At 71.9% G+C, this 24,312-nt stretch carries 28 protein-coding genes; 18 read left to right on the forward strand and 10 right to left on the reverse strand.

Features of this window, described 5'->3' with window-relative positions; genetic code table 11:
* Positions 1-47: 47 nt before the first annotated feature.
* On the reverse strand, positions 48-1,043 hold the full coding sequence (gene gap / locus ACFWXC_RS11600) for a type I glyceraldehyde-3-phosphate dehydrogenase (RefSeq protein ID WP_384476790.1): 996 nt from the start codon (positions 1,041-1,043) through the stop codon (positions 48-50).
* 126 nt (positions 1,044-1,169) lie between these two features.
* On the reverse strand, positions 1,170-1,580 hold the full coding sequence (locus tag ACFWXC_RS11605) for an ATP-binding protein (protein ID WP_384476793.1): 411 nt from the start codon (positions 1,578-1,580) through the stop codon (positions 1,170-1,172).
* A 179-nt stretch (positions 1,581-1,759) separates the two neighbouring features.
* Here ACFWXC_RS11605 and ACFWXC_RS11610 point away from each other — a divergent pair, with 179 nt between their 5' ends.
* From ACFWXC_RS11610 to ACFWXC_RS11630, 5 genes are all read left to right on the forward strand, one after another.
* Positions 1,760-2,248: a MarR family winged helix-turn-helix transcriptional regulator gene (locus ACFWXC_RS11610; RefSeq protein ID WP_384476796.1), complete on the forward strand. Its 489-nt coding sequence runs from the start codon at positions 1,760-1,762 to the stop codon at positions 2,246-2,248.
* Positions 2,249-2,331: 83 nt separating this feature from the next.
* Positions 2,332-3,573, forward strand: a complete 1,242-nt coding sequence (locus tag ACFWXC_RS11615) for a cytochrome P450 (RefSeq protein ID WP_384476799.1) — start codon at positions 2,332-2,334, stop codon at positions 3,571-3,573.
* Between the two features lie 35 nt (positions 3,574-3,608).
* Positions 3,609-3,818 (forward strand): ferredoxin, encoded by a 210-nt coding sequence (locus ACFWXC_RS11620; RefSeq protein ID WP_384476802.1) that lies wholly within the window; start codon positions 3,609-3,611, stop codon positions 3,816-3,818.
* Positions 3,815-5,020 carry an NAD(P)/FAD-dependent oxidoreductase gene (locus tag ACFWXC_RS11625; RefSeq protein ID WP_384476805.1) on the forward strand — a complete coding sequence of 402 codons (1,206 nt, stop codon included), beginning with the start codon at positions 3,815-3,817 and terminating at the stop codon, positions 5,018-5,020. Before ACFWXC_RS11620 ends, ACFWXC_RS11625 begins: the two co-directional genes overlap by 4 nt.
* 112 nt (positions 5,021-5,132) lie before the next feature.
* Positions 5,133-6,998 (forward strand): MFS transporter, encoded by a 1,866-nt coding sequence (locus ACFWXC_RS11630; RefSeq protein WP_384477290.1) that lies wholly within the window; start codon positions 5,133-5,135, stop codon positions 6,996-6,998.
* A gap of 64 nt (positions 6,999-7,062) precedes the next feature.
* Here the strand turns inward: ACFWXC_RS11630 and ACFWXC_RS11635 are convergent, their stop codons facing one another.
* Positions 7,063-8,019, reverse strand: a complete 957-nt coding sequence (locus ACFWXC_RS11635) for a GlxA family transcriptional regulator (protein WP_384476807.1) — start codon at positions 8,017-8,019, stop codon at positions 7,063-7,065.
* Positions 8,020-8,066: 47 nt separating this feature from the next.
* Positions 8,067-8,435 (reverse strand): winged helix-turn-helix transcriptional regulator, encoded by a 369-nt coding sequence (locus ACFWXC_RS11640; protein ID WP_384476810.1) that lies wholly within the window; start codon positions 8,433-8,435, stop codon positions 8,067-8,069.
* A gap of 74 nt (positions 8,436-8,509) precedes the next feature.
* Here ACFWXC_RS11640 and ACFWXC_RS11645 point away from each other — a divergent pair, with 74 nt between their 5' ends.
* The gene (locus ACFWXC_RS11645; RefSeq protein ID WP_384476812.1) at positions 8,510-9,160 is read left to right on the forward strand and encodes an NADPH-dependent F420 reductase; all 651 of its coding nucleotides are present in this window, start codon (positions 8,510-8,512) and stop codon (positions 9,158-9,160) included.
* Between the two features lie 71 nt (positions 9,161-9,231).
* The gene (locus ACFWXC_RS11650; protein ID WP_384476815.1) at positions 9,232-10,797 is read left to right on the forward strand and encodes an FAD-dependent monooxygenase; all 1,566 of its coding nucleotides are present in this window, start codon (positions 9,232-9,234) and stop codon (positions 10,795-10,797) included.
* Between the two features lie 78 nt (positions 10,798-10,875).
* Here ACFWXC_RS11650 and ACFWXC_RS11655 read toward each other — a convergent pair whose 3' ends face one another.
* The gene (locus ACFWXC_RS11655; protein ID WP_384477293.1) at positions 10,876-11,982 is read right to left on the reverse strand and encodes a LacI family DNA-binding transcriptional regulator; all 1,107 of its coding nucleotides are present in this window, start codon (positions 11,980-11,982) and stop codon (positions 10,876-10,878) included.
* A 257-nt stretch (positions 11,983-12,239) separates the two neighbouring features.
* Between ACFWXC_RS11655 and ACFWXC_RS11660 the strand changes: the two genes are divergently transcribed.
* On the forward strand, positions 12,240-13,298 hold the full coding sequence (locus ACFWXC_RS11660; RefSeq protein ID WP_384476818.1) for a glycoside hydrolase family 5 protein: 1,059 nt from the start codon (positions 12,240-12,242) through the stop codon (positions 13,296-13,298).
* 54 nt (positions 13,299-13,352) lie between these two features.
* Here the strand turns inward: ACFWXC_RS11660 and ACFWXC_RS11665 are convergent, their stop codons facing one another.
* The 4 genes from ACFWXC_RS11665 to paaI form a co-directional block, all read right to left on the reverse strand.
* Positions 13,353-14,015, reverse strand: a complete 663-nt coding sequence (locus tag ACFWXC_RS11665) for a DUF5701 family protein (RefSeq protein ID WP_384476820.1) — start codon at positions 14,013-14,015, stop codon at positions 13,353-13,355.
* 73 nt (positions 14,016-14,088) lie between these two features.
* On the reverse strand, positions 14,089-14,568 hold the full coding sequence (locus ACFWXC_RS11670; protein ID WP_384476823.1) for a GNAT family N-acetyltransferase: 480 nt from the start codon (positions 14,566-14,568) through the stop codon (positions 14,089-14,091).
* Between the two features lie 42 nt (positions 14,569-14,610).
* Positions 14,611-15,957, reverse strand: coding sequence for a phenylacetate--CoA ligase PaaK (gene paaK / locus ACFWXC_RS11675; protein WP_384476826.1), 1,347 nt, complete (start codon positions 15,955-15,957; stop codon positions 14,611-14,613).
* The gene (paaI, locus tag ACFWXC_RS11680) at positions 15,957-16,385 is read right to left on the reverse strand and encodes a hydroxyphenylacetyl-CoA thioesterase PaaI (protein ID WP_384476828.1); all 429 of its coding nucleotides are present in this window, start codon (positions 16,383-16,385) and stop codon (positions 15,957-15,959) included. Before paaI ends, paaK begins: the two co-directional genes overlap by 1 nt.
* Positions 16,386-16,478: 93 nt before the next feature.
* On the opposite strand from paaI, the gene ACFWXC_RS11685 reads away from it, so the two are divergent.
* The 9 genes from ACFWXC_RS11685 to paaE all read left to right on the forward strand — a co-directional run bounded on the left by ACFWXC_RS11685 (position 16,479) and on the right by paaE (position 22,765).
* Positions 16,479-16,664, forward strand: coding sequence for a hypothetical protein (locus ACFWXC_RS11685; protein ID WP_384476831.1), 186 nt, complete (start codon positions 16,479-16,481; stop codon positions 16,662-16,664).
* Positions 16,664-17,884, forward strand: a complete 1,221-nt coding sequence (locus ACFWXC_RS11690; protein ID WP_384476833.1) for a thiolase family protein — start codon at positions 16,664-16,666, stop codon at positions 17,882-17,884. The genes ACFWXC_RS11685 and ACFWXC_RS11690 overlap by 1 nt, the downstream gene beginning before the upstream one ends.
* Complete coding sequence (locus ACFWXC_RS11695; protein ID WP_384476836.1) at positions 17,881-18,045, forward strand: hypothetical protein; 165 nt, start codon at positions 17,881-17,883, stop codon at positions 18,043-18,045. Before ACFWXC_RS11690 ends, ACFWXC_RS11695 begins: the two co-directional genes overlap by 4 nt.
* Positions 18,042-18,893, forward strand: a complete 852-nt coding sequence (locus ACFWXC_RS11700; RefSeq protein WP_384476838.1) for a 3-hydroxyacyl-CoA dehydrogenase family protein — start codon at positions 18,042-18,044, stop codon at positions 18,891-18,893. Before ACFWXC_RS11695 ends, ACFWXC_RS11700 begins: the two co-directional genes overlap by 4 nt.
* 152 nt (positions 18,894-19,045) lie before the next feature.
* Complete coding sequence (gene paaA, locus ACFWXC_RS11705) at positions 19,046-20,017, forward strand: 1,2-phenylacetyl-CoA epoxidase subunit PaaA (protein ID WP_384476841.1); 972 nt, start codon at positions 19,046-19,048, stop codon at positions 20,015-20,017.
* The gene (paaB, locus tag ACFWXC_RS11710) at positions 20,014-20,304 is read left to right on the forward strand and encodes a 1,2-phenylacetyl-CoA epoxidase subunit PaaB (RefSeq protein ID WP_384476844.1); all 291 of its coding nucleotides are present in this window, start codon (positions 20,014-20,016) and stop codon (positions 20,302-20,304) included. The genes paaA and paaB overlap by 4 nt, the downstream gene beginning before the upstream one ends.
* A 9-nt stretch (positions 20,305-20,313) precedes the next feature.
* Entirely contained in the window at positions 20,314-21,144 is an 831-nt protein-coding gene (paaC, locus tag ACFWXC_RS11715; protein WP_384476847.1) for a 1,2-phenylacetyl-CoA epoxidase subunit PaaC, read from the forward strand.
* Positions 21,138-21,653 carry a 1,2-phenylacetyl-CoA epoxidase subunit PaaD gene (gene paaD / locus ACFWXC_RS11720; RefSeq protein WP_384476849.1) on the forward strand — a complete coding sequence of 172 codons (516 nt, stop codon included), beginning with the start codon at positions 21,138-21,140 and terminating at the stop codon, positions 21,651-21,653. Before paaC ends, paaD begins: the two co-directional genes overlap by 7 nt.
* Before the next feature lie 11 nt (positions 21,654-21,664).
* On the forward strand, positions 21,665-22,765 hold the full coding sequence (gene paaE / locus ACFWXC_RS11725; RefSeq protein WP_384477295.1) for a 1,2-phenylacetyl-CoA epoxidase subunit PaaE: 1,101 nt from the start codon (positions 21,665-21,667) through the stop codon (positions 22,763-22,765).
* A 171-nt stretch (positions 22,766-22,936) separates the two neighbouring features.
* Here paaE and ACFWXC_RS11730 read toward each other — a convergent pair whose 3' ends face one another.
* Positions 22,937-23,626, reverse strand: coding sequence for an alpha/beta fold hydrolase (locus tag ACFWXC_RS11730; RefSeq protein WP_384476852.1), 690 nt, complete (start codon positions 23,624-23,626; stop codon positions 22,937-22,939).
* Positions 23,627-23,963: 337 nt separating this feature from the next.
* Here ACFWXC_RS11730 and ACFWXC_RS11735 point away from each other — a divergent pair, with 337 nt between their 5' ends.
* A complete protein-coding gene (locus ACFWXC_RS11735) occupies positions 23,964-24,305 on the forward strand; it encodes a hypothetical protein (RefSeq protein WP_384476855.1) in 342 nt (113 codons plus the stop codon).
* The last annotated feature ends 7 nt before the right edge of the window (positions 24,306-24,312 follow it).

Below are 24,312 nucleotides of genomic sequence, written 5' to 3' on the forward strand. Positions count from 1 at the left end.
CCTCCGCCTCCAACCCCAGTGCCCCCCGCCCCCCCCCCCCCGGCCCGCTAGCGCGCGAGCAGTTCGAGGGTGTCGATCACCCGGTTCGAGAAGCCCCACTCGTTGTCGTACCAGGCGACCACCTTGACGTGGCGGCCGTCGACGCGGGTGAGGGCCGAGTCGAAGATCGCCGAGGCCGGGTTGCCCGTGATGTCCGAGGAGACCAGGGCGTCGTCCGAGTATTCGAGGACGCCGGCGAGGGGCCCGTCCGCGGCGGCACGGTACGCCGCCAGCACGTCGTCGCGTGTCACGTCACGGGCGACCGTCGTGTTGAGCTCGACGATCGAGCCCACCGGCACCGGCACCCGGATCGAGTCGCCGGACAGCCTGCCCTCGAGGTTCGGCAGCACCAGGCCGATCGCCTTGGCGGCGCCGGTCGTGGTCGGCACGATGTTGACACCGGCGGCGCGGGCACGACGGGGGTCGCGGTGCGGGCCGTCCTGGAGGTTCTGCTCCTGGGTGTAGGCGTGCACCGTGGTCATGAACCCGTGCTCGATACCGGCGAGTTCGTCGAGCACGGCGGCCAGCGGCGCGAGCGCGTTGGTCGTGCACGAGGCATTGGAGACGATCGTGTGCGTGTCCGGGTCGTACGCGCCGGTGTTCACGCCGTACGCGAGCGTGACGTCGGCACCGTCCGACGGCGCGCTGACCAGGACCTTCCTCGCGCCCGCGTCGAGGTGGGCGCGGGCGGCCTTCGCCGACGTGAAGCGGCCGGTCGACTCCAGCACGATGTCCACGCCGAGTTCGGCCCACGGCAACTGCGCCGGTTCGCGCTCGGCGAGTACCTTGATACGTCGGCCGTCGACGACGAGGACGTCCCCGTCCACGGTCACCGGGCGGCCGAGGCGCCCTGCCGTCGAGTCGAAGGCCAGCAGCCGCGCGAGAGCGGTGGGCTCCGTGAGGTCGTTGACGGCGACGACCTCCAGGTCGCTGTCCCGCTCCAGCAGCGCGCGCAGCACATTGCGTCCGATGCGGCCGAATCCGTTGATGGCGATGCGAGTCATAAGTGGTGTCCCTTCGCTATGCCACCAGGTTCGCTGGCCGTACCCACCCACGACAGCGGCGAGATCGCCATGGTTCAAAAGGATCCCGCCACGTCGGTCACTCCGTCGCGGCGGAGGAGGTCGCGATCAGGCGGCGGCGCACACGTCGGCCCAGTGGATCGCGTGGCCCCGTTCCAGGCGGTTGCCGTGTGCGGTGGTGAGGAAGCCGATGATCTCCAGGCCGCGGCCGTGTTCTTCGGGGGTGCAGCCGGCCGCCCAGTCACCGTCCGTGGCGGCGGGGCCTCCGTCGGAGACCTCGATGTGCACGCGGTGGGTGCGCAGGTCATGGCTCAGCCTGAGGTTCAGTGGCGGCTCGGCGTGCTCCACGGCGTTGGTGACGAGTTCGGAGACGGTCAGCAGCACCGAGTCGGCCGGCTCGTTGGCGACCTGCCAGCGGGCGAGTACCTCCTTGGTGATCTGACGGGCCTCGCCGGCGGCCTCCGGATGGTGGGTCAGGGGCCAGGCGAGGGCTGGGGTGCGGGCGCGGGTCACAGTCATCACCTTCTCCGTCCGGCGCCCCGAAGGGCTCGTCACTATCTATAGCACTGTCTATATAGTTTGTCTATATATATTCTGGTATGTCCTGGTTTCATGTCTATAGTGGGTCGTTCAAAATATGGACATTTACTACGCAATCTATATAGACGTTGTATATAGATCATGTTATGAATATGGGTATGGATGAGACATCCGAAGAAGGAGCCCAGCAGGTGGCGGCGGCGTTGCACGAGCTGACCACCGGGTTGGTCCGGTACCTCATGTCCACCTGGCAGGGCATGAGCCTGACCACCGCTGCCACGCTCGGCAGGCTCGGCCGCGAAGGCCCGGTCCGGCTGACCACGCTGGCCGCGGCGGAGAGGGTGACCCAGCCGTCGATGACCGTGCTGGTGCAGCGGCTGGAAGCCCAGGGTCTGGCATCGCGGATCAGTGATCCCGAGGACGGGCGGGTCCGCCTCGTCGCCATCACGGACGCCGGGCGTGAACTCCTCGCCGAGCACCGCCGGGTGGGAGACGCCCGGGTCGCCGAACTGCTGGCCAGGTTGCCCGAGCACGACGTGCAGGTGCTGGGAGTGGCCGTCCACACGATCATGCCCATCATCCGGCGCATGCTCGGGACCGATCCGCGGACCGCCGCCAAGGACGGCGGCGGACCGGCGACCGCCTGAACCTCCGGGCCCGTTCCTCGATGTCTCCTCCCGCAGGCAGGACCTGCCTCCCGAACCACCTTTCCGGAGAGGGCGGAGAACCCATGAGCACCAACTACTCGGCACCTGGCACCGACGTATTGCCGACGGACGTGCCGGACTACCCGATGCCCCGGGCGGCCGGCTGCCCGTTCGACCCGCCGCCGACCCTGCGTGCCCTGCAGGACCGGGACCCGATCAGCAGGGTCCGGCTGTGGGACGGCAGTACCCCGTGGCTGATCACGCGCTACGAGGACGTACGGGCGCTGCTGGCCGATCCCCGGATCAGCTCGGACAGCACCTGCCCGCACTTCCCCCATCAGAGCCCTGCCATGAAGGAGCGCCGGCAGCTGGCGCGGACGTTCATCTCCATGGACGACCCGGACCACGCCCGGCTTCGCCGGATGGTGACCGCGACCTTCTCCATCAAGCGGGTGGAGGCGCTGCGGCCGGTCGTCCAGAAGATCGTCGACGGTCTGATCGACACCATGCTCGCCGGGCCCAAACCGGCGGACCTGGTCCAGGAGTTCGCGTTGCCGGTGCCGTCACTGGTGATCTGCGAGCTGCTCGGCGTGCCCTATGCCGACCACGACTTCTTCCAGGCCAACAGCAAGATCCTGATCAGGCGCACCACCACCGTGGAACAGTCACGGGTGGCCACCCGGGAGCTGATGGACTACCTGGACCGGTTGATCGGCGTCAAGCTGGCCCACCCGGCCGACGACCTGCTCTCCACGCTGGCCGAGCGGGTCAGGACCGGTGAACTCCCCAGGGCCGAAGCGGCCGGTACGGGAATGCTGCTGCTGATCGCCGGGCACGAGACCACCGCCAACATGATCGCGCTCGGCACCCTGGCGCTGCTGCAGAACCCCGGCGAGCTGGCCCGGCTGCGCGAGAGCGACGACCCGAAGACGGTCGCCTCGGCGGTCGAGGAACTCCTGCGCTACCTCACCATCGTGCACAGCGGACGCCGCCGGGTGGCCCTGGAGGACATCGAGGCCGGCGGCGTGACCATCCGCGCCGGCGAGGGCGTCGTCCTCGCCAACGACGTCGCCAACCGCGATCCCGCCGCCTTCCCCGCCCCCGACCGGCTGGACATCGACCGCAACCCCCGCCACCACGTGGCCTTCGGCTTCGGCGTCCACCAGTGCCTGGGCCAGCCGCTGGCCCGGGTGGAGCTGCAGGTCGTCTACAGCACCCTCTACCGCCGGATCCCCACGCTGCGGCTCGCGGTGGATCTCGACCGGATCCCGTTCAAGCACGACGGGAACGTCTACGGCGTCTACGAGCTGCCCGTCACCTGGTGACCGCGGCCGACCGCCGTACAGGAAAGGAGAATCCCATGAAGGTGATCATCGACCAGAACAAGTGCGTGGCTTCCGGCCAGTGCGTGCTCAGCGCACCGGAGGTGTTCGACCAGCGCGAGGAGGACGGCATCGTCGTCCTGCTCGCCGCGACCCCGCCCGAGGGCGTCGAGGACGACGTCCGGCAGGCCGCCGCCCTCTGTCCGGCCCAGGCGATCTGGCTGGAGGAACAGGGGGACGCACAGTGAAGCGCATCGCCGTCGTGGGAGCCTCCGCCGCAGGACTGACCGCGGCCGAGGCCATCCGCCGCCGAGGCTGGGGCGGCACCCTCACGCTGATCGGTGAGGAGTCCCGCCCGCCGTACGACCGGCCGCCGCTGTCCAAGCAGATCCTGACCGGGGCCTGGGAGCCCGAACGGGCCACCCTGCGCTCGCTGCCGGATCTCGCCCGGCTGCGGGCCGACCTGCGACTCGGACAGCGCGCCACCGCCCTCGACGTCCGGCGCCGCCGGGTGCGCCTGGCCGACGGCGCGAGCGTCGGCTTCGACGCGCTGGTCATCGCCACCGGTGTGGCCCCCCGGCGCATGCCCGACAGCGACCTGGCCGGAGTCCACGTCCTGCGCACCCTCGACGACGCGGTCGCCCTGCGCGCCGCGCTGCGGGCCGGGCCCCGGTTGGTCGTGGTCGGGGCCGGATTCCTCGGCACCGAGGTCGCCGCGGCGGCCCGGACCATGGGCCTGGAGGTGACCGTGGTCGAGCCGGAGCCGGTCCCGGTGCGGCGCCCGTTCGGGGACCGTATCGGCGCACTCGTCGCCGACCTGCACCGTGACTACGGAACGCGACTGCGCTGTGGGGTGCCGGTCCGCCGACTGCGCGGCGCCGGCGGCCGGGTGACCGGAGTGAAACTCGGCGACGGCACCACGCTGCCGGCCGACGTGGTCGTCCTGGCCCTCGGCGCCACGCCCGCGACCGGCTGGCTGGCGGGTTCGGGCCTGCGCCTGGGAGACGGAGTGGAGTGCGACGCGTACTGCCGGGCCGCACCCGGCATCTACGCCGCCGGCGACGTCGCCTCCTGGCCCAACCCGCACTTCGACACCCGCATGCGCCTCGAGCACCGGATGAACGCCACCGAACAGGCCATGGCCGCGGCCGGCAACCTGCTCGGCGACGCCACGCCGTACGCTCCCGTGCCCTACTTCTGGACCGACCAGTACGACACCAGGATCCAGGCGTACGGCATCTTCCCGCCGGGTGCGGAGCTGCGGTTCGTCCACGGCGATCCGTCGGACGGCCACTTCGCCGCCGCCTACGGGCACCAGGGGAGGGTGGTCGGCGTACTGGGCTGGAACGCCCCGCACCAGGTGCGCACGCTGCGCCGCCTGGTCGTCGACCGCACGCCGTGGGCAGCGTTCCCGGCTGCCCCCGCGCGCAGCCCGGCCATCGCGAACTGACCGCCGGTTCCTCATCGGAAGCGACGAGGGAGGAGTGCCGGTGACCACCGACCCGAGTCCCCGCCCCCCAGGCAGCGCCCCCGGCGTCCGGGCCCGCGGTCGCCGTACCTGGATCGGCGCCGACCACCCCCGCTACAAATGGGTGGCGCTGACCAACACCACGCTCGGCGTCCTGATCGCGAGCATCAACACCTCGATCGTGCTGATCTCACTGCCGGGCATCTTCACCGGCATCCACCTCGACCCGCTGCGGCCGGGCAACGTCAACTACCTGCTGTGGATGCTGATGGGCTACCTGCTCGTCACCGCTGTGCTGGTCGTGGCCCTGGGCCGGCTCGGCGACATGCGGGGCCGGGTCCGCGTCTACAACCTCGGATTCGTCATCTTCACCGTCACCTCGGTGATCCTCTCCGTCGACCCGTTCCAGGGCTCGGCCGGGGCGCTGTGGCTGATCGGATGGCGGATCGTGCAGGCCGTCGGCGGTTCGATGCTGATGGCCAACTCGACCGCCATCCTCACCGACGCCTTCCCCGACCGGCAGCGCGGCATGGCGCTCGGCGTGAACATGGTCGCCGGTATCTCCGGCTCGTTCATCGGACTGGTCCTCGGCGGTGTGCTCGTGCAGTGGGACTGGCGCTCCGTCTTCTGGGTCAACGTGCCCATCGGGCTGATCGGCACCGTATGGGCGTACAAGTCACTTCACGAGACGGGCATCCGCACTCCCGGGCGGATCGACTGGTGGGGCAACCTCACCTTCGCCGCCGGGCTCACCGCGCTGCTGGCCGCCATCACGTACGGCATCCAGCCGTACGGCGGCCACACGATGGGCTGGACCGACCCCTGGGTGCTCGCCGGTCTCATCGGGGGCGCGCTCATGCTGGCCGTCTTCTGCGTCATGGAGACCAAGGTCGGCGAACCGATGTTCCCGCTGCGGCTGTTCCGCAACGCCTCCTTCGCCGGCGGCAACGCCGCCACGCTGCTCGGCGCGATCGCCCGCGGCGGCCTGCAGTTCATGCTCATCATCTGGCTGCAGGGCATCTGGCTGCCGCTGCACGGCCACGACTACGCCGACACCCCGCTGCTGGCCGGCCTCTACCTGCTGCCCCTCACCGTCGGCTTCCTGGCCGCCGGGCCGGTGTCCGGAGCGCTGTCGGACAGATTCGGGGCCAGGCCGTTCGCCGCCGCCGGCTGCGCCGTGACGGCCGCCTCCTTCGCCGGGCTCCTGCTGCTGCCCACGGACTTCTCCTACGGCCTCTTCGCCGCCCTGATCTTCCTCAACGGCCTGGGCAACGGGCTGTTCGCGGCGCCGAACACCTCGATCATCATGTCCAGCGTCCCGCCGGACGCCCGGGGCGCCGCCTCCGGGATGCGTGCCACGTTCCAGAACGCCGGCATGGTGCTGTCCTTGGGGATCTTCTTCTCCCTGATGGTCGCCGGACTCGCCGGGTCGCTGCCGCACACCCTCACCTCCGGCCTCACCGCCCGGAACGTGCCCGCCCCGGCCGCTCACCACGTCGCCTCGCTGCCGCCGGTCGAGGTCCTGTTCGCCGCCTTCCTCGGCTACAACCCCGTCCGGCAGCTCCTCGGCCCGGCCCTCCTCGGTCACCTGCCGGCGGCCGACGCCGCCCTTCTGACCGGGCGGGAGTTCTTCCCCCACCTGATCGCGCGGCCCTTCCACGACGGCCTGGTCGTCGTCTTCACCCTGGCCATCGCCATGGCCGTCGTCGCCGCGGCCGCTTCGCTGATCCGTGCACGCACCGGGATCACACGAGCGGCAGCCTGCGCCGCCCGGCAGGCCGGGGCATCGCGGGGCGTGGTGGCCGAGCAGTTCGGTCCGGTGTCGCACGAACGGCCGGGAGCCGTGCGACCTCCCGCCCCCGGCCTCGAACGGATCCCTGCCGAGCACGGCGACTGCTGCGTCCGTGAGAGCGCCGAACGCGACCGAGGCGCGAAGGACGAGGGCCAGGGCACCGGTTGACGGTGTCGACGTCCTGCCGGTCGAGCGTGAGCACGTGCTCGCCCGGCGCCGTCCTGTGCGGCCGCTACTCGCCCTTGGTGAAAGTGCGCCGGTAGTCGCTCGGGGTCGTACCGAGAATGCGCTGGAAGTGCAGCCGCAGATTCGCCCCGGTACCCAGACCGACGTCGCCGGCGATCTGCTCGACGCTCCGCTCCGAGCGCTCCAGCAGTTCCCGGGCCAGGTCGATCCGGGCGCGCATCACCCACTGCATCGGCGTGTACCCGGTGTCCGCCACGAAGCGCCGCGAGAAGGTACGCGCCGAGACCCCCGCATGCCGGGCGAGTGCGTCGAGGGTGAGCGGCTCGCCGAGCCGGTGCAGCGCCCACTCGCGGGTCACCGCGAACCGCTCACCGAGCGGCTCGGGGACACTGCGCGGCACGTACTGCGCCTGGCCGCCGCTGCGGTAGGGGGCCGCGACCAGCCGCCGGGCCGCGTGGTTAGACGCGGCCACCCCGAGGTCACCGCGCAGGATGTGCAGGCACAGGTCGATGCCCGAGGCGGCACCGGCCGACGTCAGCACGCTGCCCTCGTCGACGAAGAGCACGTTCTCGTCGACCTTTACGAGCGGATGCCTCTCCGCGAGCGACCGTGTGTAGTGCCAGTGCGTCGTGGCGCGCCGGCCGTCGAGCAGCCCGGTCGCGGCGAGCGCGAAGGCCCCCGTCGAGATGGCGGCCAGCCGCGCACCCCGCCGGTGCGCCGCGAGCAGCGCCTCGACGACCGCCCGCGGCGGGTCCTCCCGGTCGGGGAACCGGTAGCCGGGCACAAAGACGATCTCCGCCCACTCCAGCGTGTCGAGTCCGTGCGCGACGTGGTACGACAGCCCGTCGCCGCCGGTGACCAGACCGGGCGCAGCCCCGCACACCCGCACCTCGTACGGCATGCTCGCCCGGGTCGTGAACACCTGCGCCGGGATACCGACGTCCAGGGGCTTCGCCCCCTCCAGCACGAGGACGGCGACACGATGCAGACGGGTGGGAGGCACGTCAGACAGGGTACGAGGAGACGGCCGACGCCCGGCGGCGCCGACTCTCAGCTCTTGTGCTCGACCTCGGCGCAGCCGGCCTCCTGCGCGGCCATGACCTCGTCGCCGTGCTCGAAGGCCCACGCCCCGACGGCGTCGATGGGGCCGAGCAACGACCGCCCCAGGTCCGTCAGCGCGTACTCGACGCGCGGTGGCGCCCCGGGGAGGGCCCGCCGCGCCACCAGCCCGTTGAACTGAAGGCGCCGCAGGGTCTCGGTGAGCACCTTGGAGCTGATGCCCCCGATCCGCTCCCGCAGTTCGACCGGACGTCTCGGCCCGTCCCGCAGCGCCCAGAGCACCACGGCGTTCCAGGTGTGGGAGAGCAGGTCGAACGCCAGGCGGGCGCGGCAGTCGGCGAGAACGGCGTCGGTCGTCACGTACCAGATGGTGCCCTACGGGCTCCGTAACGTCGGCACGGACGAACGAAACAGCCGCGGCAGGGGAGCGTGTGATGCGGATCGGCGTACTGAGCACGGGCAACATGGCGGACGCACTCGCCGGCCACTGGGTGCGGGCCGGGCACGAGGTGACCATCGGGGGACGGGACATCGGCAGGGCGCAGCGGCTCGCGACGCGCCTCGGGGGCGGAGCGCGGGCCGCCGGTCTCCGGGCGGCGGCCGAGTCCGGTCCGGTGGTGCTGGCCGCGCTGCCCTTCGGCGCGGGGGCGCAGGTCGCGCGGGAGCTGCGGGCGGCCCTCGACGGGAAGGTGCTGATCGACTGTTCCAACCCGGTCGGGGCGGGCTTCCGGCTGCTGACCGAGGGCGGCCCCTCGGCCGCGCGGCAACTGGCCGGGGCGGCGCCGGGAGCCCATGTGGTCAAGGCGTTCAACCTGTGTCACGAGGATGTGTGGCGGATGCGGCCACCTGTCTTCGACGGGCGGCCGCTGGCCGTTCCGGTGTGCGGGGACGACGAGGCGGCTCTCGCGCGGGTCCGACGGCTGGTGCGGGACGCGGGGTGCGAGCCCCTGGCCGCGGGCGGACTCGAACGGGCGGGGCTCCTGGAAGCGACCGCGGCGCTGTTCATCGCCCTGTGGGTCGGAGCGGGAGCGGACGTCCAGGCCATGGCGCCGCCGCTGGCCTATGCGGCCGGCCCCCGGCCCTGACCGGTGACCCGTTCGGGTGTACGCGCACGGGCGGCGTTTGCCGCCAAGGGCCCGGGCCGAATGATGGAGTCATGCCCGCAGTGGACGTCGAGGTGCCGGTACTGATCGTCGGCGGTGGACCGGTCGGCCTCACCGCCCGTGCGCTGCTGGACCGCTGGGGCGTGCCGACCCTGCTCGTCGAGAAACACCGGGAGCTGTCGCCCTTCCCCCGGTCCCGCCTCATCAACGTCCGTTCCATGGAGATCTTCCGTCAGCTCGGGATCGCCGCCGGGATCACCGCCGGCGCGTTCGCCCCCGAGTACGGCCGCGTCCGCTTCCGCGACACCCTGTACGACGCCGACTTCGCCACCGCCGTGATGGTCGGGATCCACGCGCCGGTCCCGGAGAGCCCGGTCGTCGGGGCGGTCACCTCGCAGGACCGGCTGGAGCCCACCCTGCTCGCCGCGGCCGGGGGAGAGGTGCGATTCGGGACCGAGCTGGTCGACCTGGAAGAGGAGGAGGACGGCGTCCTCGCCGTCCTCGCCGACGCCGAACACGGGGAGGAGACCCGCGTCCGCGCCCGCTACGTGCTCGCCGCCGACGGCGCGAACTCCACCGTCCGCGAGCGGCTGGGCATCGGCACCACCGGCCCCGGAGCGCTCGGCAGCTTCACCACCGTCGTCTTCGACGCCGACCTGGACCACTGGTGCGCGCACCAGCCCGCCGGGGTCTACTTCACCGCCTACGGCACCTTCACCCCGCTCTACCCCGAGGGCGGCTGGGCCTGGTTCGGTGCCACGCCCGACGCCGCCGACCGCGCCGACTGGGCCGTCCTCGTCTCGCGGGCCCTCGGTCCCGGCGCCGACGTACGGGCCGATGTGGTGCGGGTCCAGCACTGGCCGATGACCGCGACCCTCGCCGAGAGCTTCGTACGGGGCCGGATCCTGCTGGCCGGTGACGCCGCGCACGCGGTCCCCCCGATCGGCGGCCTGGGCATGAACGCCGGTGTCGCCGACGTGCACAACCTGTGCTGGAAACTGGCCGGGGTGCTCCACGGCTGGGCCGGGCCGTCCCTGGTGGGAACGTACGGGACAGAGCGGCAACCGGTGGCCCGCGAGACCCTCCGCCAGGCGGTCGGGAACACCCGGCTGCTGATCCAGGTGCAGAACCTGCGCAACGAGCAGCTCCGCGACGGCGTCCCGGCGCCGGTCGAACTGCCCTGGTCGGAACGGTACTTCGCGCAGCTCGGCCTGGTGCTCGGCGCGACCTACCGTTCCCAGGCCGTGCTCACCGGCCCCGCCGACCCGCCTCCCGAGCCCGCCGGCACCGAGTACGTCCCCACCGCGGAACCGGGCCACCGCCTGCCCCATCACTGGCTCGCCCCCGACCGCTCCACGCTCGACACGCTCGGCGCGTGGTTCACGCTGCTGACCCCGGCCCCGGCCCGCTGGCAGCGACAGGCCGTCGCCCCCTGGCCGTTGCGCGTCGAGGCGCTGCCCCGCGAACCCGCCGACCGCTACCGGCTGAGCCCGCACGGCGGAGCACTCCTCGTCCGCCCGGACGGCCATGTCGCCGCCCGCTGGGACGAACCCCCACCGGACGACTCCGCCCTGCGGCACGCCCTGACCGCCGTCACGTCGCACGCGCCGGCCGGGTGATCGGGAAACCCCCGGCGACGGACGCCCACCGCATCGCCCGCGCGGACACGCCGGCCCGGGAGCCGGTGCGAGGGCGCGCTATCCGCGGCCCGGCGAACTGCGCGGGGGAGCGGTACTGTCCCTGACCACCAGACGGGCCGGGACGAGATCGGTGCCGGGACGGGAGTCGTCCCGGGTGCGGATCTGGCGCAGGACGCCCTCGACGCAGCGGCGGCCGACCTCGGCGAAGTCCTGGTGGACGGTGGTGAGGGGCGGGATGAAGAAGGCCGCGTCGGGCGTGTCGTCGAACCCGACGACACTCACGTCGGCGGGCACGGACCGCCCTTGCTCGTGGAAGGCGCGCAGCAGGCCCAGGGCCATCTGGTCGTTGGACGCGAACACCGCGGTGCACTCCGGCTCCCGGGCGAGCGCGACTCCGGCCGCGTAACCGGACTCGGCCGACCAGTCGCCGTGCAGAGGCGCCGGAACCGGGCGCCCCGCCGCCTCCAGTTCGGCCCGCCAGGCCTGGGTGCGGCGCTGGCCCGCGTACGACGTCCCGGGACCGGTCACATGCCAGACGGTCCGGTGGCCCAGCTCCAGCAGATGCCGTACGGCCTTCCGGGCGCCGTCGGCCTGGTCGGTGTCGACCACGCTGTAGCGGTCCCCGGCGTCCGAGTCCACGACCACGACATGGACGCCGGGCGGCAGTTGGACCGTGCTGGTGTCGAGCAGATGGATCTCCATGATGACGATGACGGCGTCCACCGCCAGCTCGCCCATCCGCGTGAAGGCCCCCAGCACGTTGTCCTGCGTAGCCACGTCGATGGGGATCAAGGTGATCGCGTAACCCTCCGCGGCGGCATGCGTGGCTATCGCCTCCACGGTACGGCTGTTGCCCGTGGACGCCAGGCTGAACAGGATCACGCCGATCGTGTGGAACTGCCCGTAACGCAGGGCGCGGGCGGCGCTGTTGGGCCGGTAGCCCAGCTCCCGCATGGCGGCGAGGACCTGCTCCCGGGTGGAACTGATGACCCCGGTATGGCCGTTGGAGACCCGCGAGACCGTCTGCGAGGAGACACCGGCCAGCTTGGCGACATCGGCCATGGAGACACGCTGCTTACGGCGCCCGCCCGGCACCCCGGACCCGCCCCGCCGGGCCCCGCCCCCGGCCGGTGGCACCGGCTGCTCCGCCTCGTTCAGGTCCATCGCCTCACCGCGCAAGTCTCCTTTGCCCAACCGATGTTACGGAGCGGGAAACCTTGACGGCCGCAGGAGCGGATGCCACGATTCCGACGCTTTCGAGTTTACGTAAACATCGCCGTGTGGCCAGCTCGGACGGAGATCCCGTCGCACCGCCCCGCAGGAGATGTTCACGTAAACACGCCGCGTGGATGTTTACGTGAACACGCGGCCGGGCCCACGTTCCCCTGTGCCGAGCCGCCGTCTTCCGAAAGGGCACGTTGATGCGCAAGACCCCCGCCAGCACCCGAGTCGCCCCCCGCACCCGTGCCGCCCTCGCGGCGGTCGCGATCGCCGCGGTCGGCGCCACGACCCTCACCGGCAGCCCCGCCTCCGCCGCCGTCCCGGGCCACGGCACCAGCCAGTTCAAGGGCGTCAACTGGGCCGACCCGCGCGACAACTACGCCGACGACCCGGTGGTCCTCTCCGGCCTGTCGCTCTCCGACACCTACGCGCAGACCTACGCCAAGGCGACCCGGGTGATCGCGGCGTTCCGGGCCAACCTCGGGGCCAACACGGTACGGCTGCCCATCAACCCGTACACGGTGAACGGCTCCTACTGGAAGTCGTACCGCGGGGTCGTCGACGCGGCCTCGGCGCAGGGCTTCAAGGTGATCGTCTCCTACTGGGAGGGCACCGGCGCGAACAAGGACGGCTTCATCGACGACGAGGCCACCTACTGGCCGATGTGGAACACCGTCGTGAAGGCCTACCGGCACGACCCGCACGTCTACTTCGAGCCGATGAACGAGCCGCACGGCTACACCGACGCCGAGTGGGCCGACCTCGCCGCCAAGTGGCTGGCGACCTACCCGTCCGTCCCGCACGACCGGGTCTTCGTCAGCGGCGCCGGCTACAACGACCACGTCACCACCGTCTGCGCCGACCCACGCCTGAAGGGCACCTACCTCTCCCTGCACCACTACGGCTTCTGGAAGAGCTACGCCACCTACGACCAGTGGGCGGCCGACCTGAAGGAACGTCTCGGCGACTGCGCGGGGAGGACCGTCGCCGACGAGTTCGGCGCCCCGATGACCACGGGCCTCGACTACAACGTGCCGACGCCCGACGACAACTCCGTCAACTTCATCCAGGCCGACACGGACCTGTTCCGCAAGCTCGGCATGGGCTCGGTGTACTGGCCCGGCCTGCGCACCGACGACACCTACTCGATCCAGAAGCTGATCGGCGACGCGTCCCGCCCCTGGCTGGCCACCACGAACCAGTCCGGCGCCGACCGCCTCGCCTGGGCGTGGGGCCGCGGCAGGCCCGTGAGCGGCTGACCGGTTCCGGGAGGGCCGCGGTGCGTGACGAGCACCGCGGCCCGGCGGCGCGACCTACCGGCCCCGGCGGCCCGCCGCCGAGGCGAAGCCCAGCCAGGTATGCCGGTTGCCCGCCCAGCACCACCCCACCTTCGGCGCGTCGCGGCGCTCACGGCCGTCCCGTCCGGTGCCGTTGCTGATCCAGATAGCCGGAGTGCGGGAGTCCAGCGCCCCGTTGGCCTTGCGCAGCCGCGAACCGATCGTCATGAAGCAGTGGTTGCGCTCCAGGACCGCGGGCTGTTGCAGCACCCAGTGGATGCCCTCGCTGAGCAGCAGCGGCGTGCGGTCCTGCGCGGTGAGCGCGGGCAGCGCCTCGTCAGGGCTCCGGTTCGCCATCCCGTCGCCCCGGTCGAGGCCGGTGAGGACGTAGAGCGGGGCGTCGGGCAGCGTGATCGTGTCGAGCGGGGCGAAGAGGTCGGCATCGGTCATGTCGGTGACGACGAACCCCGGCCTGCCGCCGTGCCGCAGCAGCGGCGCGAGCGCGGAGGCGGGGGCGTGCTCCGGGTGGACGGCGAGCAGGGCATCGTCCTCGGCAGGAGCCGAGGCGACGGCGCGGACCTCGGCCGCGGACAGTCCGGCGATCTCGTGCGCCCCCGACTCGATGAGCCGCTCGGCCTGCGTGCCGAGGGACGGGAGTGCGGGGAGTGCGGTGGCGGTGACGGACGCGGATTCGGGCACGATGCTCCCGGGGTCGGGGACGGGATCGGCCCCGAGGCAACGAGGCGGCCCGCCGGAATGTTCCCGCGCATCCCTACAGACGGCGCAGATACGTCAGACCGGGGCGGCCGGAGAGTCGTGTCTCGCCGGTGACGGTGAAGCCGACACGGGCGAGTACGGCCCGGGACGCGGCGTTGTCGAGAGTGGTCGCGGCCCGCAGGTCGGTCAGTCCGTACCGGGTGGCGGCGAGGCCGCAGATCTCCCGCACGGCCGAGGTGGCCAGTCCCCGTCCCGCGGCCCGCTGTGCCATCCGGTAGCCGAGGTCGGCGCCCCCGTCCGCCACGTCGACCAGGTTGAACCGCCCCAGCACCTCGCCCGCCTCCCCGACCAGCAGGTGGAAGTAGCAGGTCCCGGCCTCCTGTTCGGCCAGCAGCGCGCGGTGCCGCTCCTCGAACCGGGCGAAGTAGTCGTCACCGCGGTCGGGGATGGTCGCCGCGAAATAGGCACGGTTCTCCTGCTCGAAGGCGAGGAGCGCCGGGGCGTGGTCCGGACGGAGCAGGTGCAGCTCGGGCATGCGCAGGAGAGTAGGCACCCCGGCGGTGCGCCCGCCAGCGTATTAGCCCTTGCGCAGGTCCTTGACCCGGCGGAGCTTGCCGACCGAGCGCTCCAGGGTCTCCGGGTCGACGACGGCGACCTCCACGGTGACCCCGACGCCGTCCTTGATACCCTGGACGATCGCCTTCGTGGCGGCCTCGCGGTCGGCGGCACCGGCGTCGGGCCGCGCCTCCACGCGGACGGTCATGTGGTCCATCCGGCCCCGCTGGGTGATCTGGATCTGGAAGTGCGGGGCCACGCCGGGCGTCCGCAGCACGATCTCCTCCACCTGGCTGGGGAAGACGTTGACCCCACGCAGAATGATCATGTCGTCGCAGCGGCCGGTGATCTTCTCGATCCGGCGCATTCCGGGACGCGCGGTGCCCGGCAGCAGCCGCGTCAGGTCCCGGGTGCGGTAACGGACGATGGGCAGCGCTTCCTTGGTGAGCGAGGTGAAGACCAGCTCGCCGCTCTCGCCCTCGGCCAGCACCTCGTCGGTCAGCGGGTCCACGACCTCGGGGAGGAAGTGGTCCTCCCACACGTGCAGCCCGTCCTTGGTCTCCACGCACTCCTGGGCGACACCCGGGCCGATGACCTCGGACAGTCCGTATATGTCGACCGCGTGGATGTCCAGGCGCTCCTCGATCTCACGACGCATCTCCTCCGTCCAGGGCTCGGCGCCGAAGATGCCGACCTCAAGGGAGGTGGAGCGGGGATCGATGCCCTGACGCTCGAACTCGTCGAGCAGGGTCAGCATGTAGGAGGGCGTGACCATGATGATCTCGGGACGGAAGTCCTGGATGATCTGCACCTGGCGTGCGGTCATGCCACCGGAGGCGGGGATCACGGTGCAGCCGGCGCGTTCGGCGCCGTAGTGGGCCCCCAGGCCGCCGGTGAACAGGCCGTAGCCGTAGGAGATGTGCACCTTGTGCCCGGGCCGGCCGCCGGCGGCCCGGATGGAGCGGGCGACGACGTCCGCCCACATGGACAGGTCGTTGTCGGTGTAGCCGACCACGGTAGGGCGGCCGGTGGTGCCGCTGGAGGCGTGTACGCGCCGCACCTCGGACATCGGGACGGCGAACATGCCGAAGGGATAGGTGTCCCGCAGGTCCGCCTTGGTCGTGAAGGGGAAGCGGGCGAGGTCCGCGAGGGTGTGGCAGTCCTCGGGCCGCACGCCGGCCGCGTCGAACTTCTTGCGGTACAGCTCCACGTTGTCGTAGGCGTGCCGCAGCGTCGCGCGCAGCCGGGTGAGCTGGAGCGCCGTCAGCTCCTCGCGGGACATCCGCTCGGCGTCGTCCAGGAGTGCCTCGGGAAGCGGCTCTCCCCGGCGGGTGGCCCTCGGCTCGGGCGCGATCACTTCGCTGCTCATCACGGCTCCTCAATCCGCGCGCGGAGGGTGCGACTGCGCCCGCGGAACTCCGCGATCACTTCGTCTCCGCGCACAACGCTCACGTCGTAGACACCGCTGCGGCCGAACCGAACGCGCTCCCGCGCCGTGGCCACCAGCACATCACCTTCGTACGCGGGCGCGATGAAGTCGATGTCGGCGCCGGCGGCGACGGTCACGGGGCCGTGGCTGTTGCAGGCACAGGCGAACGCCGTGTCGGCAAGGAGGAAGAGATAGCCGCCGTGGGCGATCCGGTGCCCGTTGACCTGGGAGGACGTCACGGTCATCCGTAGTACGGCGGTCCCTTCGCCGTACTCGAGCAGCTCGATGCCGAGCCCTCGTGACGCCTCGTCCGCGGCGAACATCGTCTCGACGGGGCCAGGCGTCGTATCCGGTACCCGGGTCGTCATTTCCACCACCTTGTGGACCGACCGAACATTCGGTTAGCGTGCGGTGTGGTCAAGTAATCCAGCAAGCCCTCCGCATGTCAAGAGGTGCACCGCATGCCGCGCAAGACCCCTGAGGGACCCGGCCACTTCGCGCGTCACCGCCCGCTGACCGGGCGTGCGGCGGACGCCGTCACGAGCCGCGGCCACCGGTCCCGCGAGTGGTTCGGGCCCGTCTCCCTCGTCTTCGCCGCCCTGCGGTCGCGCCGCTCCGTCCCCACCGCAGCCGAGGAGGCCGCCTGATGCCGGACGTCTACCTGATCGACGGGGCCCGCACCCCGCAGGGCCGCTACGGCGGTGCCCTGGCCGGCGTACGCCCCGACGACCTCGCCGCCCTCGTCGTCGCCGAAGCCGTCCGGCGTGCCGGAGTGCCCGGCGAGGCCGTGGACGAGGTCATTCTCGGAGCCGCCAACCAGGCGGGCGAGGACAACCGGGACGTGGCCCGGATGGCGGTGCTGCTCGCCGGGCTGCCGCACACCGTGCCCGGCTACACCGTCAACCGCCTGTGCGCGTCCGGCCTGACGGCGGTGGCCTCGGCGGCCCAGTCGATCCGGGCCGGAGAGACGGACCTGGTGGTCGCCGGGGGAGTGGAGTCGATGACCCGGGCGCCCTGGGTGATGGAGAAGCCCGGCACCCCGTGGGCCAAGCCGGGGCAGGTGCACGACACCGCTCTGGGCTGGCGGTTCACCAACCCGCGCTTCACCGCCGCCGACCGGGTCGTCCCGCAGGACGCCGGACCGGAGACGGCGAAGGTCACGCTGTCCATGGGCGAGACCGCGGAGGAGGTTGCGGCCCTGGACGGCATCACCCGCGCCGAGTCCGACGCCTTCGCCCTGCGCAGCCACCAGCGGGCCGTGGCCGCCCAGGAGGCGGGCCGCTTCGACCGCGAGATCGTCCCCGTCCCCGTGCGCGACGGCGAGGTGACCCGCGACGAGGGCCCCCGCCCCGCCACCACCCTGGAGAAGCTGGGCTCCCTGCGGACCGTCTTCCGCGAGGACGGCGTCGTCACCGCCGGCTCGTCCTCCCCGCTGTCCGACGGCGCGGCGGCCCTGATGGTGGCCGGCGCCGAGGCGGTGGAGCGCTACGGACTCACCCCCAGGGCCCGGATCGTCGCCTCGGCCTCCGCGGGCGTGCAGCCCAACCTGATGGGGCTGGGCCCGGTCCCCGCCACCGAGAAGGCGCTGGCCCGGGCCGGCTGGGGGACCGGCGACCTGGACGCCGTGGAACTCAACGAGGCGTTCGCCGTGCAGGCCCTGGCCGTCATCCGCCGTCTCAAGCTCGACGAGGGCAAGGTCAACGCCGACGGCGGCGCCATCGCCCTCGGGCATCCGCTCGGCTGCTCCGGCGCCCGCATCCTGCTGACCCTCCTCGGCCGACTCGAACGGGAGAACGGCCGCCGCGGCCTGGCCACGCTCTGCGTGGGCGTGGGCCAGGGCGTCGCGCTGCTGGTGGAGCGGGTGTGACCACCTCTCTGTCATCCGCGTACGACACGCGGGTGGTGGCGGGGCGGGCCGACCGGGTCGTCGTCGCCCGCAACCGCCCCGAGGCCCGCGCCGGCATCAGCGGCCGCATGCTCGGCGAGGACCGCATGACACGTTCTCTTGGACAGAGGAGTCCCGCATGACATCGGCACCCGACACCGTCGCGGTCATCGGCGGCGGCCGGATGGGCGCGGGGATCGCCCAGTCCTTCGCCACCGCCGGTTCCGCCGTGACCGTGGTGGAGAGTGGAGAGGAGGCCGCCGCCGCGGCGCTGGAGCGGATCGGCGGCAGTCTGCGGCGGGCCGGGGAGCGCGGCCGTCTGAGCGAGCCCGCGGAGCGGGTGGCCGGCCGGGTGACCGTCGTACCCACGGTGGACGCCCTGCCGCCGGGGACCGAACTGGTCGTGGAAGCGGTACCGGAGGACGCGGCGCTCAAGGCCCGCCTCCTGAAGGCCGCCGAGGAGGCCGTGGGCGACACGACCGTCCTGGCCACCAACACCAGCTCGCTGTCGGTCACCGACCTCGCCGCCGTCCTCAAGCGGCCGGACCGGTTCCTCGGAATGCACTTCTTCAACCCGGTGCCCGCCTCCGCGCTGGTCGAGATCGTCGTCGCCCCCGACACCGCCGAACACACCGTCCGGGCCGCTCTGGAGTGGACCAGGGCGCTGGGCAAGCAGGACGTCGTCGTCAAGGACTCGCCCGGGTTCGCCAGCAGCCGGCTCGGCCTGGCCCTGGGTCTTGAGGCGATCCGCATGGTCGAGGAGGGCGTCGCCGCCCCCGAGGCCATCGACGACGCGATGCGTCTCGGCTACAAGCACCCCATGGGGCCACTGCGCCTGACCGACCTGGTCGGACTCGACGTCCGGCTCGCCATCGCCGAACACCTCCATGCCACCCTCGGTGACCGCTTCGCCCCGCCGCGACTGCTGCGCGACAAGGTGGCCCGCGGCGAACTCGGACAGAAGACGGGCCAGGGCTTCTACATCTGGTGACCGGCGCGGGCCGCCGTATCGCCGCGCATGCCGTCCCCGGGCGGGACGGCGGCCGTCTTCTGCCGGACGCCGATCCGGTGCGGCCCTTGCCAGATCAGGGAGTGCATACCTTATGATGAACCGAACGAATGGTCGGTAGGGAGTGGGTGGAGATGACTGAAGCGGCCGGAAGGGACGCCGAGCACGACCTGGAGTCCCATTTCGAGACGACGATCTCGCGCGACCAGCGGATCGAACCGCGCGACTGGATGCCGGAGGGCTACCGTAGGACTCTGGTCCGGCAGATCGCCCAGCACGCGCACTCGGAGATCATCGGCATGCAGCCGGAAGGCGAGTGGATCACCCGGGCGCCCTCGCTGCGCCGCAAGGCGATCCTGTTCGCCAAGGTCCAGGACGAGGCCGGCCACGGCCTGTACCTGTACTCCGCCGCCGAGACCCTGGGCATCGACCGGGCGGAGCTCACCCAGCGCCTCCTCGAAGGCCGCCAGAAGTACTCGTCGATCTTCAACTACCCCACGCCCAGCTTCGCGGACGTCGGGGTCATCGGCTGGTTCGTCGACGGCGCGGCCATCTGCAACCAGGTCCCCCTGTGCCGCAGCTCGTACGGGCCCTACGCCCGCGCGATGGTGCGGATCTGCAAGGAGGAGTCCTTCCACCAACGGCAGGGCTACGAGCTGCTGATGACCATGATGCGCGGCACCGACGCCCAGCGGGAGATGGTGCAGGACGCGGTGGACCGCTGGTGGTGGCCGTCCCTGATGATGTTCGGACCGCCCGACGACGACTCGCCCAACTCCGCGCAGTCGATGGCCTGGAAGATCAAGCGGCACAGCAACGACGAACTGCGCCAGCGCTTCGTCGACATGACCGTGCCCCAGGCGGCCAAGCTCGGCGTCACCCTGCCCGACCCCGAACTGCGCTGGAACGAGGAGCGCGGCCGCCACGACTTCGGCACCCCCGACTTCTCCGAACTCAAGGAAGTCATCAGCGGCAACGGCCCGTGCAACGCACAGCGGATGCAGCGCAGGCGCGAGGCCCACGAGGAGGGCGCCTGGGTGCGTGCGGCCGCCGTCGCGCACGCCGCCAAGCAGGCTGCCCGGGCACGTAAGGAGGCAGTCGCATGAGCGACTCGGAGAACTGGCCCCTGTACGAGGTGTTCGTCCGCGGCAAGCGCGGCCTCAACCACGTCCACGTCGGATCGCTGCACGCCGCGGACGACGAGATGGCCCTCACCCACGCCCGCGATCTGTACACCCGGCGCAACGAGGGCGTCAGCATCTGGGCCGTGCGCTCGGACCACATCGCCGCCTCCAGCCGGGACGAGAAGGACCCCTTCTTCGCCCCCAGCGCCGACAAGGTCTACCGGCACCCGACCTTCTACGACATCCCCGACGATGTCCCGCACATCTAGGAGCCGGTGATGAGCGACGACCACGTCTACCTGTCGCTGGCCGAGGGCCACGACGACGGCGACGCCCGCTGGGCCTTCGGCACCGGCTTCGAAGACCCGCTGTACGGCGTCGACACCGCCGTACCCGAGGGCGTCGACGCCGCCGCACTGGCCGCCCAGTGCCTGGCGCTCGGCGACGACGCCCTGGTCCTGGCCCAGCGGCTCGCCGAATGGGTCACCCGGGCGCCCGAGCTGGAGGAGGAGGTGGCGCTGGCCAACATCGGGCTCGACCTGCTCGGCCAGGCACGGCTGCTGTACGCGCGCTGCGGCCAGACGGACGGCACCGGCCGTACGGAGGACGCCTACGCCTACTTCCGCGACGCCGGCGACTTCCGCAACGTACGCCTCGCCGAACTCCCCAACGGCGACTTCGCCTTCTCCGTCCTGCGGCTGCTGGTCTTCGCCAGCTGGCGCCTCGCCCACTTCACCGAACTGGCCGCCGCACCCGACCCGGTGCTCTCCGCGATCGCCGCCAAGGGCGTGAAGGAGCTGACCTACCACCGGCAGTACGCCGCCGAATGGGTCGTACGCCTGGGCGACGGCACGGAGGAGTCCCACGCGCGCATGCTGACCGCCCTGGAATCGCAGGCTCCCTACTGGGAGGAACTGTTCGCCGCGCAGGACGTGCGCGAGGCGGTCCTCGCCGATCTCCAGCAGGTCCTCGACGCGGCCGGACTCCCCGTGCCGCACACCACGGCCCTGCCCGGTCACGGCCGGCACGGCGGACACACCGCACACCTCGCCCCGCTCCTGGCCGAGCTGCAGAGCGTGGCCCGCGCGCACCCGGAGGCGACATGGTGACCCTCCTGTCCGACGTCCGGCGGGCCCGGCAGATCGCCGAACAGGTCCCCGACCCCGAACTTCCCATGCTCACCCTGGCCGACCTCGGTGTGCTGCGGACCGTGACGGTCGAGGGCGACGGCACGGTGGTCGCCGGCCTCACCCCCACCTATTCGGGCTGCCCCGCCATGGCCGAGATGCGGGCCGGGGTCGCCGCGCGCCTGCGGGACGCCGGTTTCGACCGCGTCGAGATCCGTACGGTCCTCGACCCGCCGTGGACGAGCGACTGGATCACCCCCGAAGGGCGCCGCAAGCTCGCCGCACACGGCATCGCCCCGCCCGGGGCGGCGCCGCGGCACCCCACCGGTCCCGTCCCGCTGAACCTGTCACCGACCCGGCGCACGGTCACGTGCCCGCGCTGCGGATCGGCCGACACCGAGGAGACCTCCCGCTTCGCGGCCACCTCCTGCAAGGCGCTGTGGCGGTGCCTGGCCTGCCGCGAGCCGTTCGAGTACGTCAAGGAGATCTGATGGCAGAGCTGATGGCACCGACCGCCGGTGCCCCCGCGACGACAGCACGCCGGCGCCGCCCAGCCTTCCATCCCCTGCGCGTCGCCGCCGTCCAGCGCCTGTGCGAGGACGCCGTCGCGGTCACCTTCGACGTCCCCGCCGCCCTGGCGGAGGAGTTCGCCTTCGGCCCCGGCCAGTCGCTCACCCTGCGCCGCGAGATCGACGGCCGCGACGAGCGGCGCTCCTACTCGATCTGCTCGCCCGCCGGCGCACCGCCCCGCATCGGCGTCCGGGAGGTGCCCGGCGGCCTCTTCTCCTCCTGGCTGGTCCACGAGGTACGGCCCGGCGACACCGTGCAGGTGATGGCCCCGACCGGAGCCTTCACCCCCGACCTCACGGTGCCCGGCCACCATGTGCTGATTGCGGCCGGCTCGGGCATCACCCCCATGATGTCCATCGCCGAGTCGGTCCTGGCGGCCGACGACCGCTCCAGGGTCACGCTGTTCTACGGCAACCGGCGCACCGACACGGTGATGTTCGCCGACGAACTGGCCGACCTGAAGGACGAGTACCGCACCCGCTTCCACCTCGCCCACGTCCTGTCCCGCGAGCCCCGCGAAGCCGAGATCCTCTCCGGTCGCCTGGACGGCGACCGTCTGGCCGCCCTCGTCTCGGGACTGATCGACGTCCCCGCCGCCGATCACTGGTGGCTGTGCGGCCCGCACGGCATGGTGCTCGACGCCCAGCAGGTCCTGGCCGGGCTGGGCGTCCCCGCCGGGCGGATCCACCAGGAACTCTTCTACGCCGACGAGCCGATCGAACCCCTCCGCCACGAGGAGGCGGCGGCGACGGGTCCGGCCAGCGAGGTCACCGTCACCCTGGACGGCCGCTCCACCACCACCCTGCTTCCGCGCGGCACCGCACTCCTCGACTCCGCCGCCCGCATCCGCCCGGACCTCCCCTTCGCCTGCAAGGGCGGCGTCTGCGGCACCTGCCGTGCACGGATCACGGACGGCGAAGCGGACATGCGCCGCAACTACGCCCTCGAACCGGCCGAGGTGGAAGCCGGCTATGTGCTGACCTGCCAGACGTACCCGGTCTCCGAGAAACTGACGGTCGACTACGACAGCTGACCGACCGGGACCAGGAGTGCCTGCGGGAGCCGGCCGGTGCCGGCGGCACCGGCCCTGCGCGTCTCCCTACGGCGTCCGCACCCTGCGCCGCGGCGCCACCCCGGGCATACGGTGTGCGGCCGGGATCGCAGGGGCTGCCCGGATCCCGGCCGCACGCCGGACGCCGCGGGGTCAGTGACCGGCGGCGGCCTGCTTGATCAGGTCGGCCACCGCGTCCGGCCGTGACACGTACACGGAGTGGCTGCCGGGAACCTCGACGACCGTCGAGCCCGCACGCTCCGACATCGCCCGCTGCGCCGGCGGCGGGATCATACGGTCGTCGGTGGCGACGAGGTACCAGCTGGGCTTCACCCGCCAGGCCGGCTCCGACACGGCGCCGTTGAGGGCGTCGAGGCCCCACGGGACCTGCGAGTCGGCCATGAACGCCGCCAGTTCGGCGGGCACGTCGGCGGCGAAGGAGTCCGCGAACTTCTCGCGGTCCAGGAACAGGAAGCCGTCCCTGGGCGGCAGGATCGGCGGCACGGGAGCGCCGGGCGGCGGGTCGGCGATGAGCGTGCTCACCGACTCACCCTTGTCGGGCGCGAACGCGGCGATGTAGACGAGCGCCGCGACCTTCGGGTGACTGCCCGCCTCGGAGATCACGGCACCACCGTAGGAGTGGCCCACGAGGACGACCGGGCCGTCCTGCGCGTCGAGGACCATCCGCGTCGCCGCGACGTCCCCCTCCAGCGACAACGTCGGGTTCTGGACGATGCTGACGTTGTACCCGTCCCGCTTGAGGACGTCGTAGATCCCCTGCCAGCCGGATCCGTCCACGAAGCCTCCGTGGACGAGAACGACGTTCCGCGATTCCGCGCTCATGGCTTCTCCCTCGGCGTGGCCGACCGTCGCGGCCACGCGAAGAAAGCTAGACGGCCACCGCCGGGACCGACTCCTTCAATTGACGTAGTTCTTCGTGGGGACCACGCCGGCCGCCCGCTGTGCCGGTGCCCTTGCGGCTTCACGCGGATGTTGCCACGCTGGTCGTTCACGTTGCCTGCTCCAGCTCTCTGCGCGGCGTTCGCGAGATCGCCGGCCCGACCAGTTCCGGCCCGACCGTTCGTGCGCGCTGCTCTCCTCCCCGGCGCTGACGCGCGTACACCGCGCCCGTACCACAGTGACCGGCCGGACAGCCGCCGCCTCACCTGGGGAGCACACCATGGACACGAACGAGGAGGCCGCGCGCGGCCTGACCGACATCCAGGACTTCCTCTACCGGCAGGCCCATCTGCGAGCGGCACGTCAGCGGGTCGCGGACTTCACCGCGCAGGAGCCGGGACTGACGCAGGACCAGAGGACGGACATCGAACGCTGGTATCTCGCGGAACAGAGCTATGTGGCCCGCATGGTGACGGAGCACATCGCCGCGAGCATCGACGTGGTGGAACAGCGGCATCGCGCCCGCTTCGGACACTGGCTGCGCGGGACGCTGACCGCGATGATCCTGATCACCGCGGCGATGGCGCTGTGCGTCACCGTGGTGCTGGTCGGCGCGTCGTAAGCCCCAG

This window comes from Streptomyces sp. NPDC058683 (genome assembly GCF_042716195.1).
GTDB lineage: Bacteria > Actinomycetota > Actinomycetes > Streptomycetales > Streptomycetaceae > Streptomyces.

Excerpts from the sequence above, each read along its gene's own strand:
- ACFWXC_RS11735 (WP_384476855.1), top strand. The coding sequence starts at position 23,964 with ATGGACACGAACGAGGAGGCCGCGCGCGGCCTGACCGACATCCAGGAC.
- ACFWXC_RS11655 (WP_384477293.1), bottom strand. The coding sequence starts at position 11,982 with ATGGACCTGAACGAGGCGGAGCAGCCGGTGCCACCGGCCGGGGGCGGG.
- paaK (WP_384476826.1), bottom strand. The coding sequence starts at position 15,957 with ATGAGCAGCGAAGTGATCGCGCCCGAGCCGAGGGCCACCCGCCGGGGA.
- paaI (WP_384476828.1), bottom strand. The coding sequence starts at position 16,385 with ATGACGACCCGGGTACCGGATACGACGCCTGGCCCCGTCGAGACGATG.
- paaD (WP_384476849.1), top strand. The coding sequence starts at position 21,138 with ATGGTGACCCTCCTGTCCGACGTCCGGCGGGCCCGGCAGATCGCCGAA.
- paaB (WP_384476844.1), top strand. The coding sequence starts at position 20,014 with ATGAGCGACTCGGAGAACTGGCCCCTGTACGAGGTGTTCGTCCGCGGC.
- ACFWXC_RS11730 (WP_384476852.1), bottom strand. The coding sequence starts at position 23,626 with ATGAGCGCGGAATCGCGGAACGTCGTTCTCGTCCACGGAGGCTTCGTG.
- ACFWXC_RS11615 (WP_384476799.1), top strand. The coding sequence starts at position 2,332 with ATGAGCACCAACTACTCGGCACCTGGCACCGACGTATTGCCGACGGAC.
- ACFWXC_RS11605 (WP_384476793.1), bottom strand. The coding sequence starts at position 1,580 with ATGACTGTGACCCGCGCCCGCACCCCAGCCCTCGCCTGGCCCCTGACC.
- ACFWXC_RS11620 (WP_384476802.1), top strand. The coding sequence starts at position 3,609 with ATGAAGGTGATCATCGACCAGAACAAGTGCGTGGCTTCCGGCCAGTGC.
- ACFWXC_RS11660 (WP_384476818.1), top strand. The coding sequence starts at position 12,240 with ATGCGCAAGACCCCCGCCAGCACCCGAGTCGCCCCCCGCACCCGTGCC.
- paaC (WP_384476847.1), top strand. The coding sequence starts at position 20,314 with ATGAGCGACGACCACGTCTACCTGTCGCTGGCCGAGGGCCACGACGAC.
- ACFWXC_RS11670 (WP_384476823.1), bottom strand. The coding sequence starts at position 14,568 with ATGCCCGAGCTGCACCTGCTCCGTCCGGACCACGCCCCGGCGCTCCTC.
- ACFWXC_RS11685 (WP_384476831.1), top strand. The coding sequence starts at position 16,479 with ATGCCGCGCAAGACCCCTGAGGGACCCGGCCACTTCGCGCGTCACCGC.
- gap (WP_384476790.1), bottom strand. The coding sequence starts at position 1,043 with ATGACTCGCATCGCCATCAACGGATTCGGCCGCATCGGACGCAATGTG.
- ACFWXC_RS11700 (WP_384476838.1), top strand. The coding sequence starts at position 18,042 with ATGACATCGGCACCCGACACCGTCGCGGTCATCGGCGGCGGCCGGATG.
- ACFWXC_RS11610 (WP_384476796.1), top strand. The coding sequence starts at position 1,760 with ATGGATGAGACATCCGAAGAAGGAGCCCAGCAGGTGGCGGCGGCGTTG.
- paaE (WP_384477295.1), top strand. The coding sequence starts at position 21,665 with ATGGCACCGACCGCCGGTGCCCCCGCGACGACAGCACGCCGGCGCCGC.
- ACFWXC_RS11645 (WP_384476812.1), top strand. The coding sequence starts at position 8,510 with ATGCGGATCGGCGTACTGAGCACGGGCAACATGGCGGACGCACTCGCC.
- ACFWXC_RS11650 (WP_384476815.1), top strand. The coding sequence starts at position 9,232 with ATGCCCGCAGTGGACGTCGAGGTGCCGGTACTGATCGTCGGCGGTGGA.
- ACFWXC_RS11690 (WP_384476833.1), top strand. The coding sequence starts at position 16,664 with ATGCCGGACGTCTACCTGATCGACGGGGCCCGCACCCCGCAGGGCCGC.
- paaA (WP_384476841.1), top strand. The coding sequence starts at position 19,046 with ATGACTGAAGCGGCCGGAAGGGACGCCGAGCACGACCTGGAGTCCCAT.